This is a genomic window from Thalassospira sp. MCCC 1A01428, from assembly GCF_002115825.1.
Lineage (GTDB): Bacteria > Pseudomonadota > Alphaproteobacteria > Rhodospirillales > Thalassospiraceae > Thalassospira.
This window is the reverse complement of sequence record NZ_JFJZ01000067.1, coordinates 1-15950: the sequence shown is the minus strand read 5'-3', so window position 1 is coordinate 15950 and position 15950 is coordinate 1. Positions and strand designations below refer to the sequence as shown.

Below are 15950 nucleotides of genomic sequence, written 5' to 3'. Positions count from 1 at the left end.
TAATAGGTCCTGAGCCTAGTGGGTATGAAAAACCTCAAATATGCCGCATCTGGTTATTTTTTCGCCACAAAGCAGTGTTTTTTGTATAGTCCACGTTAAGTAGTTCAATTTTTGAAACGAGGATCCAGGTGAGTAAGATAGCGCTTGTGGATGACGACCGGAATATTCTGACATCGGTTTCGATGGCATTGGAAGAAGAAGGTTATGAAGTTAGCACCTATTCCGACGGGTCCGAAGCTCTGCACGCCCTGACCAAGGAAGAGCCGGATTTGGCGGTTCTCGATATTAAAATGCCGCGTATGGACGGGTTGGAGCTTTTGACGCATTTGCGCAAGAAAACTCAGATGCCGGTTATTTTCCTGACATCAAAGGATGACGAGGTCGACGAATTGACCGGCCTGCGTCTTGGTGCTGATGACTATATCAAAAAGCCGTTTTCCCAGCGTTTGCTGATTGAACGTATTCGTACCCTTTTGCGCCGGGCTGAAATTATTCGCGCGGGTGGTGTTCGCCCCAGCGGGTCGGACGATGTTATCCAGCGCGGCGATCTGGTTTTGGACCCGTCGCGCCACATGTGCAGCTGGAAAGGCCAGCATGTGAACCTGACTGTGACCGAATTTTTGTTGATTCAGGCCCTGGCAAAACATCCCGGCCACGTTAAAAACCGCGATCAGCTGATTGATGCGGCTTATGGTGAACATATTTACGTCGATGACCGTACAATCGACAGTCACATCAAACGGCTGCGCAAAAAATTCCGTGAAACCGACAAGGAATTCAAGGAAATCGAAACGCTGTATGGTGTGGGTTACCGGTATCGCGATACCGCCGCAGCCGTGGTTCCCGGTGCTGTGGGCGTTTCGACCGACTAAACGACAACGACGAATTAACAACCCGGCCAGCGCAAATATGCCGGGATAAAGTACGGATTGCATGAGCGATAAAACTGCTTCGGCACCCCAACAGGGCGGAAACCAGACCGACTCCCGATCCGGCGAGGCGCGTTCTGTGCGCCTCGAGGAACGGCATGGCCTGTTTTCGCCGCTGACATGGCGAATACTGGCCGTCAATGCGCTAGCGCTTTTTGTGCTGGTGGCGGGTATTTTATATCTGGGGCGCTATAAGCAGGAACTGATCCATTCCGAACTTGAAGCGATGGCAGTGCAGGCGGAAATGTATGCTGCTGCCTTGTCGACTGCGGCTGTTGGTCGCGGCGATGATGCCACCGAACGGGTGAAACTGGAAACAGCCCGCGAAATGGTGCGGCGTCTGGTGGGGATCACCGGCGCGCGCGCGCGCCTGTTTGGGGCTAATGGGCAGCTTATTGCCGATAGTCGTAATATCCAGTCCTTTGGTGCCGGTGCGGTGCAGGCCGAAGAATTACCAGCCCCTGGCGATGATGACGAACTTGCCGAAATCATGCGCAATCTGACCGAAGGGGTTTTATCGCTTTTCGAAGGTGACCAACCCTTGCCGCTTTATGTGGACCCGCCCATTGCCAGCGCATCGGATTACCCCGAAGTGCGTGCCGCCCTTGCCGGGTATTCGCGCGGGGTTGTGCGGGTGGATGGCCGCGGGCGCCGGGTTTTGTCGGTTTCGGTGCCGGTTCAGCGCTTTAAGCAGGTTTTGGCATCGATCATGCTGACCAAAAATGGCGACACGATCGAAAGTGCGCTTCATGCGGTACGGCTGGATATTTTAAAAATCTTTGTATTTGCCTTTGGCATCACGGTGTTGCTGTCCATTTATCTGGCGGGCGTTATTACCCGGCCCCTTAACCGCCTGGCGCGGGCAGCAGAACGGGTACGACGCAGTAAAAATCGCCAGTTCACCATCCCGGATCTGACCGACCGGAACGACGAAATTGGTGATTTGTCGGGCACCTTGCGCGATATGACGGAAACCCTGTGGGACCGGATGGACGCCATCGAGCGCTTTGCCGCCGACGTGGCCCATGAAATTAAAAACCCGCTGACATCCCTGCGCAGTGCGGTTGAAACCGCCACCCGGCTAAAGGACGCCGAACGCCAGCGTCGCCTGATGGAAATCATTGCCGAAGACGTGCAGCGCCTGGACCGGCTGATTAGCGATATTTCCGACTATTCGCGGATGGATGCCGAATTGTCGCGCGCCGAAAGCGAAGAAGTTGATTTGCGTGTTTTGCTGCAAACCCTGTCCGAGCTTTATAACGCGGGTGGCAACGGCCCGCAGGTAAAGGTAACCGCCCCTGAAAACCTGGTGGTGCCCGCTCTTGAAAGCCGACTGGTACAGGTGTTTCGCAATTTGATTTCCAACGCCCTGACCTTTAGCCCCGAACATGGTGAAGTACGGGTGCGGGCATGGCGCGATAAAAACCAGGCCGTGATTACCATTGAAGATGACGGCCCGGGCATACCGGCTGGCAAGGAAGAAGCAATTTTTAACCGGTTTTATACCGAACGTCCGTCAAGCGAGAAGTTTGGGCAGCATTCCGGGCTGGGGCTTTCTATTTCGCAGCGAATCGTCGCGGCGCACAATGGTCATTTAAGCGCATCGAACCGAACCCTGGATGGCGAAGTTAAAGGGGCAGTGTTTACGGTGCGTTTACCCCTGGAAACCAGCGGTCGTTAATCCGGTAAAGATGTTTTTTGTGCAGTGCGGGCAGTTTGGGGTAAATCCCCGTTTGACAAGCCGCCTTCGCCCGCGCATCGTTTTGCCCGATATGACACAGCTTCACGCAAACTGTGTCGCGTTTGACGGGCACGGCATTTTGGTTCGTGGTGCGTCAGGCAGCGGCAAATCAGATCTTTCCCTGCGCCTGATTTCGCGCGGGGGATATCTTGTATCTGATGATCGCACCAATATTTCCCTGCAAAACGGGGTGCTGGTGGCGTCTGCCCCCGATGAAATTGCCGGATTGATGGAAATACGCGGATTGGGAATTGTTAAGGGGATTGCGCATTGCCGCCATGCCGAAATTCGCGTGATTGCCGATCTGGTCGAACCCAATTCAAATGATATAATTGATCGTATGCCAGAGCTTGCAAATGATACCCTTTGCGGGGTTTCACTGCCGGTCTGGAAAATCAATGCGTTCGAGGCCAGCGCCCCTGACAAGGTCGAGACGGCCTTGGCTTTGGCTATCGGAAAAATGCGGATTGTATCATGATTGACCTGCCCCGAAATTCCAGCATGGCGCAAGGCGATGCGCGCCGGCCAGACGACACCGACGAGGGGGGCGCGACCCCTGGCGGCACAAGCACAAATGCGCGCCTGGTCCTGGTTACCGGGGTTTCAGGGGCCGGTCGCACCACCAGTCTTAAAATTCTCGAAGATTTCGGCTTTGATGCGGTGGATAATTTGCCCCTGCGTTTGTTGCCCAATCTGTTAAGTGGCGATGCCGAGTTAAAGGTGCCTGTTGCCATTGGTCTTGATATCCGGACGCGTGATTTTGGGGTGGACCAGTTTGGCGATATTATTGCATCCCTGCGTGCACAGCCGGGGCTGGATTTAACGGTGGTATTTGTCGATGCCGAAAGCACAGTGTTGCAGCGACGCTTTACCGAAAGCCGCCGCCCCCACCCGCTGACGCAGGATCGGCCGCTGGTGGATGCGATTGCCCATGAAAAACGCCTGATGGCCCCGATTGCCGCCATCGCGGATATGCAAATTGATACCTCGCGCTTAAAGGCAACGGAACTTCGCAAAATTTTACAAGACCAGTTCGCCAGCCCGACATCGGGGCAGATGGCGATTTTTGTAAAAAGTTTTTCGTTTCGCCAGGGGGTGCCGGGCGAAGCCGACCTGGTTTTTGACGTGCGTTTTTTGCGCAATCCGCATTATGATCCCGACCTTCGCAATTTGACCGGCATGGATGTGCGGGTTGGTGAATATGTTGCGCAGGATCGTGATTTTTCCGGTTTTATGGACCGGTTAAAGGCCCTGATCGGGCCGGTACTGCCCCGCTATGCCGAAGAAGGCAAAAGCTATTTGACCATTGCTGTCGGTTGCACTGGCGGGAAACACAGGTCCGTGTATATTGCGCGCCTGCTTAATGACTGGATATCAACACTGGGATATGACGTTCATCTCAGTCATCGTGACAAACCGGCAGAGCCGGATGAAACCAAGCCGGGGGAAATGATTTGATGGAGAAAACTGCATGATCGGGATGGTGCTTGTCACCCACGGCGATCTCGCACGGGAATTTGTTGCGGCGCTGGAACATGTTGTTGGCGCCCAGGACAAGATTGCCGCTGTGTGCATCGGGCCGGATGACGACATGGAACAGCGGCGTGCGGATATTCTGGCTGCGGTCGAAAATGTCGATAGCGGGCAGGGTGTTGTTTTGCTGACCGACATGTTTGGCGGTACGCCGTCCAACCTGGCCATTTCCATTATGGAACAGGCCCATGTCGAAGTGATCGCCGGGGTTAACCTGCCATTATTGATCAAACTGGCATCGGTCCGGGTTGAGGGGACGCTGGCCCAGTCGGTGAATGCCGCACAGGATGCCGGTCGTAAATATATCAATGTCGCTTCGCGTTTGTTAAGCGGCGAAGAATAAGACCATTAAAGGCGCGGCAGACAGGATCCGATTTCCTTCTGTCGACGGGGAACAGAATGTCGCAAACTGAAAAGCGTATCGTTACCATCGTTAATCAGCGCGGATTGCACGCGCGGGCGGCGGCAAAATTTGTTAAACTGGCGGGCGAGTTCGAGGCCCGTGTTATGGTTCGCAACCGGGGAACCGAGGTTTCCGGTGTTTCAATTATGGGGCTGATGATGCTTGCGGCATCGACTGGCACCGAAATTGAAATAGAAGCAACCGGACCTGATTGTAATCAGGCGATTGCGGCATTAAGTGAACTGGTCGAGGCCAAGTTCCACGAAGAATAAAACGGTAAAAACCGATCAGGAAACGTTTGCAAGTTACACCGCAGCACACGACCGACCAGAGCAAGGACGCCTCTGTTACGGGGCGACGTATGATTGTGGGCCTTGGGGCCTCTGGCGGTATCGTCATTGGCCGGGCCTTTGTGTTGGATCGGCAATATATTCATGTTGTCCGCCAGACCATTTCCAGTGACTGCATTGAAGATGAAGTCACCATCCTTCATCAGGGGGTGGATGACAGCATTGAACAATTGCGGCGGTTGAAATCGCAGTCCGGTGCGCTGGAAGCATCGGCATCCGATGAGCTGGGCTTTTTGCTGGATGCCTATATTCAGATGCTGACACAGTCGCGTCTGTTGCGCGGCGCCGAAGACCGTATTCGTCAGCAAAAAATGAATGCGGTTTGGGCTGTTAGCGATGTGATTGACAGCATCGCCCAGCAATTTACCGGCATCAAAGACAAATATATTGCTGCCCGTGCGGCCGATATTCGCGAAGTCGGCCTGCGCCTGATGCGGTGCCTGACCGGCGAAACCGACCGGGCGCTGGATAATGCACCCCCCGGTGCCATTCTGATTGCCGAAGAATTAAGCCCGGCAGATATGGCCCGCCTGCAACCGGATAATGTGGGGGCCTTTGTTACCGCAATTGGCGGGGCAGAGGGGCATACCGCAATTATGGCCCGCGCCCTTGGCATTCCCGCAGTTTTGGGGGCGGCCGATATCATTCGTGGTATTTCGGGCGGTGATACCATCATTGTCGACGGGCTGCGCGGCGAAGTTATTTTGCGGCCCAACGACGCAGATTTGCGCTTGTATGGCAAACGGCGCGAAGACTGGCTGGCCTCGCGCACCAAATTGTTGGGTTTGCGCAGCCTGCGGTCTGAAACCAAGGACAATGTCCAAGTCGATCTGCATGCCAATATCGAATTGCCGGTAGAGGTTTCAACGGTTTTACAAAACGGTGCATCGGGCATCGGGCTTTTGCGTAGCGAGTTCATGTTCATGAATAAAAGTTACCTGCCCGATGAAGAAGAGCAATATCAGGAGCTTGCCGGTATTGTCAGCCAGATGAAAGACCTGCCGGTTACCATTCGTACCCTGGATATTGGTGGTGAAAAACTGGCTGTTGCCTTGCAAAATGAAGTTGGCAGCGGGCCGAACCCGGCATTGGGGTTGCGTGGTGTGCGGTTGTCATTGCGCCGCGAGGATTTGCTGGAAACCCAGCTTGCCGCCATTTTGCGCGCGTCCTTGCATGGCAGGGTTCGGGTATTGGTGCCAATGGTGGTCACTGTGGGCGAAATGACACGGGTACGCCAGATTTACAACAGGGTGGCAGACCGGCTGCGCGGGGACGGACACCCGCTGCCTGCAACCCTGCCGCCGTTAGGTGCCATGATTGAAATACCGGCCGCCGCCCTTAGCATTGATGCACTGGCCCGTGAATGTGAATTTTTTGCTATCGGGACTAACGATTTAACCCAGTACACCCTGGCAATTGACCGCAGTGACGACCAGGTGGCGCATTTATACGACCCGCTGCATCCTGCCATTTTGCGTTTAATCAGTGATGCGGCAAAGGCCGCAGTTCGAACTGGCATCCCCATGAGCGTGTGCGGTGAAATGGCCGGTGACCCGCGCTATACACCGCTGTTTCTGGGCATGGGGTTGCGCAATTTGTCGATGTCGCCGGGAAGTTTGTTACAGGTAAAGCAACGGGTGCGTCGCCTTGATAGCCGCACATCGGAATATCAGACCCAGCAAATTCTGGAACAATGGGACCCGGACCGTATTGCTGTCATGTTAGATGATTTTAACGATCTTGCATGACGTCGGGCTGGTTTAATCAGGCGATCAGTACTTTCTTTGGGGGATGTGCCACTGGTTATCGGGGGTGCGCATCCCGATATGTGGCAGGACGACGGGCAGACCGGCGAACAGGCATGTTTGTCGTTACATTTGTTGATGCTGCAAGAAAACACTTGATGTCGATATAAACATATCTTTATATATGCACCAAGCGAGGTTGGCGTTGCCAGCCATATGCATGGATTTCACGGCGGTTTCATTTCCTTTTTCGGTGCAAATCGGCAAAGGATATGAAAGCGCCATATCTGATTGATGGAGACGACATGTCGAACTTTACCGATTGCAAGGTCGCAGACCTTTCGCTTGCTGGCTGGGGCCGCAAGGAAATTGCGATTGCCGAAACCGAAATGCCGGGCCTGATGGCGCTGCGCGAAGAATTTGGCACGACCAAGCCGCTGGCCGGTGCCCGCATTGCCGGTTGTCTGCACATGACCATTCAGACCGCCGTTCTGATGGAAACCCTGATTGCTTTGGGTGCCACGGTTCGCTGGTCGTCTTGCAACATTTTCTCGACCCAGGATCAGGCTGCTGCCGCGATGGCTGCTGCTGAAATCCCGACTTTCGCCTGGAAAGGTGAAACCGAGGAAGAATTCTGGTGGTGCATCGAGCAGACCATCGAAGGGCCGGACGGCTGGAAGCCGAACCTGATCCTGGATGATGGCGGCGATTTGACCCAGCTGATCCACGAAAAATACCCGGAACTGCTGGCCGACATTAAAGGTCTGTCGGAAGAAACCACCACGGGTGTGCATCGCCTGTATGAAATGGCGAAAAAAGGCACCCTTAAGGTTCCGGCCATTAATGTGAACGATTCGGTTACCAAATCGAAATTCGATAACCTGTATGGCTGCCGCGAAAGCCTGGTCGATGGCATCAAACGCGCCACCGACGTCATGGTTGCCGGCAAGATTGCCGTTGTTGCCGGTTATGGCGATGTGGGTAAAGGCTCCGCTGCCTCGTTGCGCAGCCAGGGTGCCCGCGTTCTGGTTACCGAAATTGACCCGATCTGCGCCCTTCAGGCCGCAATGGAAGGTTACGAAGTGACCACGATGGAAGATGCCGCCCCGTTTGGCGACATTTTCGTCACCACCACCGGTAACATCGACATCATCACGCTCGACCATATGCGGGCGATGAAGGACCGTGCGATCGTTTGTAATATCGGCCATTTTGATTCTGAAATTCAGATCAATTCGCTGCGCAATTACAAATGGGATAACGTCAAGCCGCAGGTTGACGAAGTTGAATTCCCCGATGGCAAGCGCCTGATCGTTCTGGCCGAAGGCCGCCTTGTTAACCTTGGCTGTGCAACCGGTCACCCCAGCTTTGTGATGTCGGCATCTTTCACCAACCAGGTGCTGGCCCAGATTGAACTGTGGAAAAACCACGCCAATTACGAAAACCAGGTTTATGTCCTGCCCAAACATCTTGACGAAAAGGTTGCTGCCCTGCACCTCGAACGTCTGGGTGTGAAACTGACCAAACTGTCCGCTGAACAGGCCGAATACATCGCCGTTCCGCAGGCAGGTCCGTTCAAGCCGGATCATTACCGTTACTAATTGCGCTGTCTTTTACGGCACAACAAGCAACCGGCCCGCATTCATGTGCGGGCCGGTTTTTGTTTGGAAAAACCGGCTGGATGCGTAAAAGAATGGGTTTCTTTGTATCCGTTGATCCTGCCGGAGGTTTCCTTGCCCCAGATCGAAATTGAATATTCTGCCCGTTTGCCGATCGAAGATGCCCTGCGGGATCTTGCCCTTGCCCTGCATCACGCGCTGGCCCCAATTGCGGACACAGAGGTTGCCAGTTTTAAAACCCGTTTATCGCGCCTTGATCATCTGGTGATTGGCGATGGTAACCCGCAAAATGCGATGGTCCATGTTGATGTGCGCTTGCTGTCGGGGCGGACGGATGCGGTGAAACAGGCTGTTGGGCAAAAGGTGCAGGAATTGCTGCTGACCCATTTAAAAGACCGTGTTGGCGATTTCAGTGTTCAGTTCACCACTGAAATTCACGACCTTGATCGCGGGAATTACCACAAAATCGTTCTTTGACTGGCAGTATAGCGGCCTGTCCTGGCCGGGCCGTTATCTGGACGGGACAGGCAGTTTGAACATTTTGCCCGCAGGGCCAAGATTATGGATCGGCGTTTGTCCAATCGTGCCGCTTTGCCCCCAGGCCGCGTGAATATGCCCGCATACATGCAAAAGCGGCTGTTTCTGCATGATGGCGGCATATATGGCGTGGCTGCCCGCGTGGAAGCCGTTCTTTTGCTGGTCGGCAATGCCATGTGGCGGGGCATGGGTGACCAGTACGGCCCGTTCCGGGCAGGCCGATAACAGGATGTCGGCTTCGTCTTCATCCAGGGCGCGGTTCCAGCTTTCATTGTTTGATATTGGGCATTCATAGCCCAGGCCGAAAAATTCCAGGCCCAATAGGCGCATGCCCGTGCCATGCAGCACATATATGTGGGGCTGGTTCGCACAATGATGGCGCAGTTCGCCAATATCATCATGGTTGCCAGCGACGATGATGATCGGGCAGGGGATGTCGTTAAATAGCGGCATAAAACCCGCAAGATCATCGCCCTTTTGGGCGAAATCACCCGCGCCAATGACAATATCGGCTGATTGGGCCTGATGGATGATGTTTTCAGCGGCCTTGTGGTTCAAATGTAAATCACTGAAGGCGAGAATCGTCACAAAATTCGCGACATTTGTGGTGTTTGGGGAAACCGGGATGGTTGGAGTGTTTTGCATGATAGTGTCCTTGCAAATTTAATGACCCAGTCGTGACAGGATGACGCCCGTTGCGATCAGCGATACGGCCAGCACGCGGAGGCGGGTGATTTCTTCTTTTAAGACAAAGCGTGCAATCACAATGGCAAACAGAATGCTGCTTTCGCGAAGGGCGGAAACCAGCGCAATCGGGGCTTGCGTACAGGCCCAGATGACAATGGCATAGGCACAAAAGGACCCGGTTCCACCAATAAGGGTATGGACCGGTGAAACCGTGCGCAACGCGCCAATCAGGCCGGGTTTGAACAGAGTGACATAGGCCAGCATCAGGATGGCGTTTAAAATGGACAGCCAACTGTAAAAACCCAGGGCAGAGCCGGCAATGCGCGCCCCGGTCCCATCAACCAGGCTGTACCCCATAATGAAACAGCCCGTGCCAAAGGCCAGCAGGAAGGACTGGATATTTTGACTTTTCCAGGCGGATTGCGCCTGCATGGCAATGCCGGTGGCAATTATCGCAATAGCAGCAAGTTCGATGCCATTGAGGGAGACATCGAGAAAAACCAGCGAGATCATCGTTATCAGCACCGGCGACAGGCCGCGTGCCAGCGGGTAAATTTGTGACAGATCGCCGTGCATATAGCTTCGGATCAAAAACAGTTGATACCCGACATGCAAAAATGCCCCGAAGACCAAATAACCCAGGCTCGCCATATCGGGCGCGGGCGCAAATATGACCCCGATGATGGCGACGGGTATATGGGCGAGAACAATTGAAAAAGTGGTAAGATCCTTTCGGGCGGAGCCTTTGACAAAACTGTTCCAGCCGGCATGAAGCAGCGCGGAACACAAAACGGCGAAAAATACGGCAGGCGACATTATTCTCCCCTTCATGAATGCGGCAGGAGAATTGCACCCTTTTAAAAGATGGAATAACTTGTATTTATAGTTTTATTCGTAAGGAAATATTGCGTTGGATACGCGGTTTTTGGAAAGCGTGATCATTGTCGCCGAACAGGGGTCGGTCGCGGCAGCGGCACGCCAGCAGGGTTTGACGGCGGCGGCCATATCGCAACGGTTAAAAACGCTGGAAACCGACCTGGGGGTGGCGCTGTTTCGTCGCAATGGTAAAACCGTGCAACCCACGGCGGAATGTTCACGTTTGTTGCCCTATGCACGCAAATTGGTGGATGAAGCGGCCTTGCTTACGGGGGCACTCGATGAGGAAAGCCTTTCAGGAACATTGAAGATTGGCGCCATTTCATCGGTGATGACCAGCCTTCTGCCGCTGACTCTAAAGCAATTGCGCAAAACCGCCCCCTTGCTGGTGCCCGAAATTTACCCAGGCACGTCAGTGTCCCTGCATGACCGCATCAGCCGCCAGGAACTGGATGTAATTGTTGCCATTGCCCCGCCTTTTGAGCGGTCCAAAGCACTGGAGGCCCGTAATTTGCGTGCTGAACCCCTGATGCTGATGACGCCATCGAACATCATGTTGCAAGATGTGACCGATCTGGCATCCGTTGCTCGCGTTTTAGCCCATATGCCCTATATCCGTTACGATCCGTCGTCGTGGGGCGGGCGGCTGGCAGAACAGTTTTTGGCGCGGCACGGCATTGCATCGCGGCTTTTCTGTACCATTGATTCGCAGGAAACAATGGCCCGGATGGTGCATGAAGGGTTGGGAGTATCGCTGGTACCCGGCTGGATGCAGGTTTATGACACCGGCCTGGATATTCACTGGCACCGCGTTGCCGGTGATGATTTCAACCGCAATATTGACCTGGTCTATCCGGGTGTTTCGCCCAAATCCCGGTTAATTGCCGCCTTTTGCCAGGCGATTATCGATATTCATGACCAGTTGTCATCTGGTATGTCTACATCAGCAGGGCTTCATGGATCGGATGATCCGGGTCATAGCGATGTTTTAAAAGATTGATCAGTTCGCGCGAGAATTGTTTGCCGTCATCAAGCAGCTTGCGCAATTCCGGGTGGTTGCGGTCATTCTGGTCAATTTTTTCCAGCCGTTGGCGAATTTCCGGGTCATTCAGGCGCGATAGGAAATGGTCATACAGTTCCAGAGCTGCCAGACTTTTATCGCCAAAGACTGTTTGCAGGCGGGCAATGGGCGGTAATTGCAACAGCTCGGATAGTTTGGCCCGTTTGCCTACATAGTCAAACCCGGCGGTTTCGGCAGCAGCAATAATACCGCCGAAATACAGCATCTTGCGCGAAAAAACCAGTTTCAGGCGGCGCGGAGCCCATGCCTTGGCCCGGCCTTCGCGGGTTTTAATTTCAAAATCCACGCTGATGGTTCGGTAATAACGGATCACATCGTTAACCAAAAACCGGGCAATGGAATCGCGTGTGACATTTTCGGTCACGTAATTGGCGATCAGTTCGTCAAAAAAGGCGCGTTTGGCCGGTTCGTTATACAGCCATTCGCATTCCAGCAAAAACAGCAACCGGCGTGTCGTGATCGAATTTGTATCGCCGTCCAGTCCAATGCGATTGACCAGTTCTTCCGCTGGGACATAGGCCGAAAAAGGCCCACCAACTGCCGGTTTTTTAGCAACCATTGCCCCTAGAATATCGCCAACCTCGCGATAGGGGGCCAAATTGCGGTCAGCCTCGCGACCAATCAGGAAATAATCCAGATCAGACTGGTTCGATGCTTCGTGGCGGCCAAACGACCCGGTGACAACCACACAAAAAGCACTGCCATGCAGGTGTTCAGCCAGTGCCTGACGCATATCGCACAGGTGCCGGGCAGAATATTCCTGATTTTGGGCGATACAATCGGGCAGCACAACCGGTTCCGTCTTATCCGTTTTGAAGGGTTTTACTTTTGATATTATTGGCATATCGCCGCGCAATTAAAAACCGGCATTGCAGGATTTGTTACGGTATTGCGTGCAAATAATGCGAATAATTACCAGTAGCCGACTGGCAATTTAACCAATAGGGGAATAAATACCCCTTATAACAATATCGAGACCACCAAACGTGGCCGCAATAATGATACCGGCAGGCACCCGGTACAGAAAAATTGGTTGTTGGACCCTGCAAACAAAGGAGTGCCTGTTAAAGTGCAGCTTCGCAAATTTTTGATGGTGTTGCCCGTGATCGCAGGTCTGGGGGCAACGCCCGGTTATGCTTATGGCGAAACGGAACCGACCTTTAATGATATGACAGCCGAAGAAATTCGCGATCATATCGAAAACAAACACCCTGCAGCCTATTATATTCTGGCGCAAAAACTGTTTAACGATGAACAGCGCCAGGAGGCGGTTTTCTGGTTCTATGCCGGGCAGTTACGTTATCGGGTATATCTGACCTGCCACCCGGATTTGGCACCCGACGGCGACCCGGCCCTGTTTGGGTCGTTAAGTGAACAAATTGGTCGGCCGTTAAACGTATATGCCTTTGGCGATGTGGAAGCCCTGGTAGCGACAATTGACCAGGTGCTGGATTGGGACCGGGAAACACCAAATGGTTTTACGCCAAAACCCCAGTGCGAGGATGCGGTTAAACTGCAACGCGCCCGACTGGATGATTTGCGCCGTATGGTTACCAGCCGGGCAGAAGATATTCGTCAGACACGACGTGAAAATGGCCTTCCAAACCATTAGGAATGCTTGGTTTTAAAAATGATATTCACAAATTTTCCCAATGTTTCTCCACAGGGAAAACGCTGTTTTTGTGCTGTTTTGCACAATCTGCCCACAGAATTTTCCACAGGGTTTGCGGGCGAAAAACAGCTGTGATGACGGCCTTAAAAACAGCCCACGCGAAAAGCAAAAGAACGCAATGTTCAAAAGACTTTCCGGGTGGGCTGTGATGGAGCGGAATTAAGGCTGACCCTAACGCGGCCCCCTTATTTGGCGATGCAGGCAGCGTTACGGCGGCGAATTTGTCCGATAAGCGCAATGCCAGCCAGGGCGATTAAGGCCATGCCATAGCCGTTGGCCGTTGTGATCAGGCCCACCTGACGGACCATTGTGCCTGCCATCAGGGCCGGGACGCTAAACGCCAGATACGACATGACATAAAATGCCGACATCAGGCCGGCGCGCTGATGCGGGGCGGCAAGTGGTACCAGGGTGCGGACCGCCCCCAGAAAGCTGCCGCCAAACCCGGTACCGGCAATTAAAAAGCCAAGGAAAAACAGCCATAGCTGCCCGCTATTGATCGCAACGAGAAAAACCGCAACCCCGCAAGCTTGTGTCGCCGTTCCCAGCCGCAGCACCCATGCGGCATTTTTGGTGCGCAAGGTTACCACCGATAATGCACCGGCAAGGGTTAGAACCGCAACTGCAATGCCGCCGTTTAACGAAGACGTTAACCCGGTTGCCGCTGCAATAAGAGAGGGTGCTAGCGACAGGGTAAACCCGCCCAGGGCCCAGGCGGCAATGTTGGCCGGGGCAATTTCCAGCATGGCCCGGCGGGCCGCAACTGGCACGGCAATGCGCGGATACAATGATTTAAGCGCACCGGCCTGGCGTTTGGCAGTTTCGGGCAGGCCCCACACCATTAGTGCCTGGATGACCATAATGCCCGCCATGCCCCAATAGGTCAGATGCAGGGGCATTGGGGCATATTCAACCAGAATGCTGGCAATAAGACCCCCGGCAGCAAGGCCTATGAGGGGGGAAATACTGTTAAAAAGCGGCCCTTTTTCATGGTCGCTGTCAAACAGGGCAGCGGCAAGGACACTGGTGGCGATACCTGTGGCTAGCCCCTGTAAAATACGGGCAAAAAGAAGCCCGACAATGCCATCGGCATTGATAAACAGGGCCATCGATAATATTTCCAGGATCAGGGCTGCAAAAATAACCGGTTTGCGGCCAATATGGTCGGAAAGTGACCCCAGAATTAGCAGGGAGACTAAAAGTGTGAACGGATAAACCGCAAAAATCAGGGTCAGCATTGGTGCCGAAAAATGCCATGCCTGCTGATAGAGGTGATACATTGGTGTCGGTGCTGCCGAGGCCGCAAGAAAGGTCATTAATACCAGTGACAGAAACCAGCGCACAGCCGGGTGGGGCGCATCGGTAACAGTGATATGAGATGGGGAACTCATCGGTACCTCCATAAAAGCGAATTATTTGCGTTAAGTGCAGTGTGATGTAAAATCTCGCTTAACGCAAATAATTTGTGTTAAGGTGTTTTTTATGACGATTCACAAAGGTATACGCACCGGTGGTCGCAGCGCCCGTGTGCAGCAATCCATCCACACAGCTGTTAAAAGCCTTCTGGATTCCCATGACCGCGCCGATTTGACGGTACCGATGGTTGCGCAAAGTGCAGGGGTTACACCATCCACGATTTACCGGCGCTGGGGCGACTTGCCAGCGTTGCTGGCCGATGTGGCGCTGGAACGGTTTGAACCCGACGAAAAACTGGCCGACACCGGCAGCTTTCGCGGTGATGTGCTGGCATATTCCGAACAGTATCTTGATGAAATGAGTTCGGAACTGGGCCGGGCCATGTTGCGTGATGTGGTGGCGACGGGCGATAATTGTTGTACGGCGCGCTGTGCCGAAATGATTACGACCCGTCTTGCTGTTTTATCCGAACGTGCACAGGCGCGCGGCGAAAACCACCCCCCGATCGATTTTCTGATCGACGGTATTTTTGCGCCGATGGTTTATCGCATCCTTTTTTCGGCCTCGAACCCGGATAACGCCTATATTCACCGGCTGATCGATCAGTGCCTGCCGGTTCCGGAATAACGGCATAAAGGCGTGTTAGGGAAACATGCATTAAATTGCGGGGCGCACGAAGGGATTTTGCAATGCAAGGTAAAGGCGAAAAGGGTGGTGGCACAAAACCGGCGCAAACACCTATGCAGGCGATAGCGCCGTTGATGTGGCAAACCCCGCGGTTGACCTTGCGCCCGCCGGCACAATCCGATCTTCCTTTTTTAACTGATATGTTTTCCCGCCCGGAGTTAACCCGGCATCGGCCTGACCCCACGCCGGATGATGCTCGGGCCAGTCGCGAAAGGTTGGCCCGCGATATGGGGCACTGGGCAGAACATGGCTTTGGCCGATGGGCGGTTTTACGTGATGGGCAACTGGTCGGTTTTGGGGGTGTGGCGCGGTCGCTTCATTATGACGCGCTTAATCTTTCCTATCATTTGCATCCCGATTACTGGGGGCAGGGGTTCGCCAGCGAAATCGCCCGTGCGGCGGTGGCGTTTGCCTTGCGTGATTTACAGGCACCCTTGATCATTGGCCTGGCTCGCGCGATTAATCCGGCCTCGCAACGGGTGCTGCTTGGGGCCGGGTTGGTATATCAGCGCGATGTTTTGCTGTATGGCGAAATGACCGGGCTGTTTGAATTGCGATCATCAATTCAGGAACAGGCCAAAAACCACCAACCTGTGTGAGGTTATACCAAAGCCCGTTGATTAAAACCGATCAACAAGCCCGCCTATTGGCGGGCGGGCTCGACAAAGCCCGTG

At 53.9% G+C, this 15950-nt stretch carries 17 protein-coding genes; 13 read left to right on the top strand and 4 right to left on the bottom strand.

The features are described 5' to 3' along the window. Positions 1-128: 128 nt before the first annotated feature. From THS27_RS24340 to THS27_RS24300, 9 genes are all read left to right on the top strand, one after another. The gene (locus tag THS27_RS24340) at positions 129-872 is read left to right on the top strand and encodes a response regulator transcription factor (RefSeq protein WP_085595333.1); all 744 of its coding nucleotides are present in this window, start codon (positions 129-131) and stop codon (positions 870-872) included. A 61-nt stretch (positions 873-933) separates the two neighbouring features. Continuing rightward, on the top strand, positions 934-2610 hold the full coding sequence (locus tag THS27_RS24335) for a stimulus-sensing domain-containing protein (protein WP_085595331.1): 1677 nt from the start codon (positions 934-936) through the stop codon (positions 2608-2610). A 52-nt stretch (positions 2611-2662) separates the two neighbouring features. After that, complete coding sequence (locus THS27_RS24330) at positions 2663-3148, top strand: HPr kinase/phosphorylase (RefSeq protein WP_246833098.1); 486 nt, start codon at positions 2663-2665, stop codon at positions 3146-3148. Then, positions 3145-4128, top strand: coding sequence for an RNase adapter RapZ (rapZ, locus tag THS27_RS24325; RefSeq protein WP_246833097.1), 984 nt, complete (start codon positions 3145-3147; stop codon positions 4126-4128). Before THS27_RS24330 ends, rapZ begins: the two co-directional genes overlap by 4 nt. Before the next feature lie 13 nt (positions 4129-4141). Further along, positions 4142-4546 (top strand): PTS sugar transporter subunit IIA, encoded by a 405-nt coding sequence (locus THS27_RS24320; RefSeq protein ID WP_085595329.1) that lies wholly within the window; start codon positions 4142-4144, stop codon positions 4544-4546. Positions 4547-4602: 56 nt separating this feature from the next. Further along, positions 4603-4878 carry an HPr family phosphocarrier protein gene (locus THS27_RS24315; protein ID WP_085595327.1) on the top strand — a complete coding sequence of 92 codons (276 nt, stop codon included), beginning with the start codon at positions 4603-4605 and terminating at the stop codon, positions 4876-4878. A 26-nt stretch (positions 4879-4904) separates the two neighbouring features. After that, positions 4905-6704 carry a phosphoenolpyruvate--protein phosphotransferase gene (gene ptsP, locus THS27_RS24310; protein WP_371456243.1) on the top strand — a complete coding sequence of 600 codons (1800 nt, stop codon included), beginning with the start codon at positions 4905-4907 and terminating at the stop codon, positions 6702-6704. A 302-nt stretch (positions 6705-7006) separates the two neighbouring features. Then, on the top strand, positions 7007-8302 hold the full coding sequence (gene ahcY / locus THS27_RS24305) for an adenosylhomocysteinase (RefSeq protein ID WP_085595341.1): 1296 nt from the start codon (positions 7007-7009) through the stop codon (positions 8300-8302). A gap of 132 nt (positions 8303-8434) precedes the next feature. Then, positions 8435-8797, top strand: a complete 363-nt coding sequence (locus THS27_RS24300; protein ID WP_085595339.1) for a 5-carboxymethyl-2-hydroxymuconate Delta-isomerase — start codon at positions 8435-8437, stop codon at positions 8795-8797. Positions 8798-8830: 33 nt separating this feature from the next. On the opposite strand, the gene THS27_RS24295 is transcribed toward THS27_RS24300, so the two are convergent. Together THS27_RS24295 and THS27_RS24290 are read right to left on the bottom strand one after the other, a co-directional pair. Next, positions 8831-9502: a metallophosphoesterase gene (locus THS27_RS24295; protein ID WP_085595323.1), complete on the bottom strand. Its 672-nt coding sequence runs from the start codon at positions 9500-9502 to the stop codon at positions 8831-8833. Between the two features lie 18 nt (positions 9503-9520). Then, complete coding sequence (locus THS27_RS24290; RefSeq protein WP_085595321.1) at positions 9521-10360, bottom strand: DMT family transporter; 840 nt, start codon at positions 10358-10360, stop codon at positions 9521-9523. A 94-nt stretch (positions 10361-10454) separates the two neighbouring features. Between THS27_RS24290 and THS27_RS24285 the strand changes: the two genes are divergently transcribed. After that, entirely contained in the window at positions 10455-11420 is a 966-nt protein-coding gene (locus tag THS27_RS24285; protein ID WP_085595319.1) for a LysR family transcriptional regulator, read from the top strand. Here THS27_RS24285 and THS27_RS24280 read toward each other — a convergent pair. Continuing rightward, positions 11359-12291: a DUF294 nucleotidyltransferase-like domain-containing protein gene (locus THS27_RS24280; protein WP_085595337.1), complete on the bottom strand. Its 933-nt coding sequence runs from the start codon at positions 12289-12291 to the stop codon at positions 11359-11361. The two genes, THS27_RS24285 and THS27_RS24280, sit on opposite strands and share 62 nt — an antisense overlap. A gap of 279 nt (positions 12292-12570) precedes the next feature. Between THS27_RS24280 and THS27_RS24275 the strand changes: the two genes are divergently transcribed. Continuing rightward, the gene (locus THS27_RS24275) at positions 12571-13113 is read left to right on the top strand and encodes a hypothetical protein (protein WP_085595317.1); all 543 of its coding nucleotides are present in this window, start codon (positions 12571-12573) and stop codon (positions 13111-13113) included. 245 nt (positions 13114-13358) lie between these two features. Here the strand turns inward: THS27_RS24275 and THS27_RS24270 are convergent, their stop codons facing one another. Then, on the bottom strand, positions 13359-14564 hold the full coding sequence (locus THS27_RS24270; protein WP_085595315.1) for an MFS transporter: 1206 nt from the start codon (positions 14562-14564) through the stop codon (positions 13359-13361). Between the two features lie 91 nt (positions 14565-14655). Between THS27_RS24270 and THS27_RS24265 the strand changes: the two genes are divergently transcribed. Next, positions 14656-15216, top strand: coding sequence for a TetR-like C-terminal domain-containing protein (locus THS27_RS24265; protein ID WP_085595314.1), 561 nt, complete (start codon positions 14656-14658; stop codon positions 15214-15216). A gap of 62 nt (positions 15217-15278) precedes the next feature. After that, the gene (locus THS27_RS24260; protein ID WP_210403007.1) at positions 15279-15875 is read left to right on the top strand and encodes a GNAT family N-acetyltransferase; all 597 of its coding nucleotides are present in this window, start codon (positions 15279-15281) and stop codon (positions 15873-15875) included. Positions 15876-15950 lie beyond the last annotated feature (75 nt).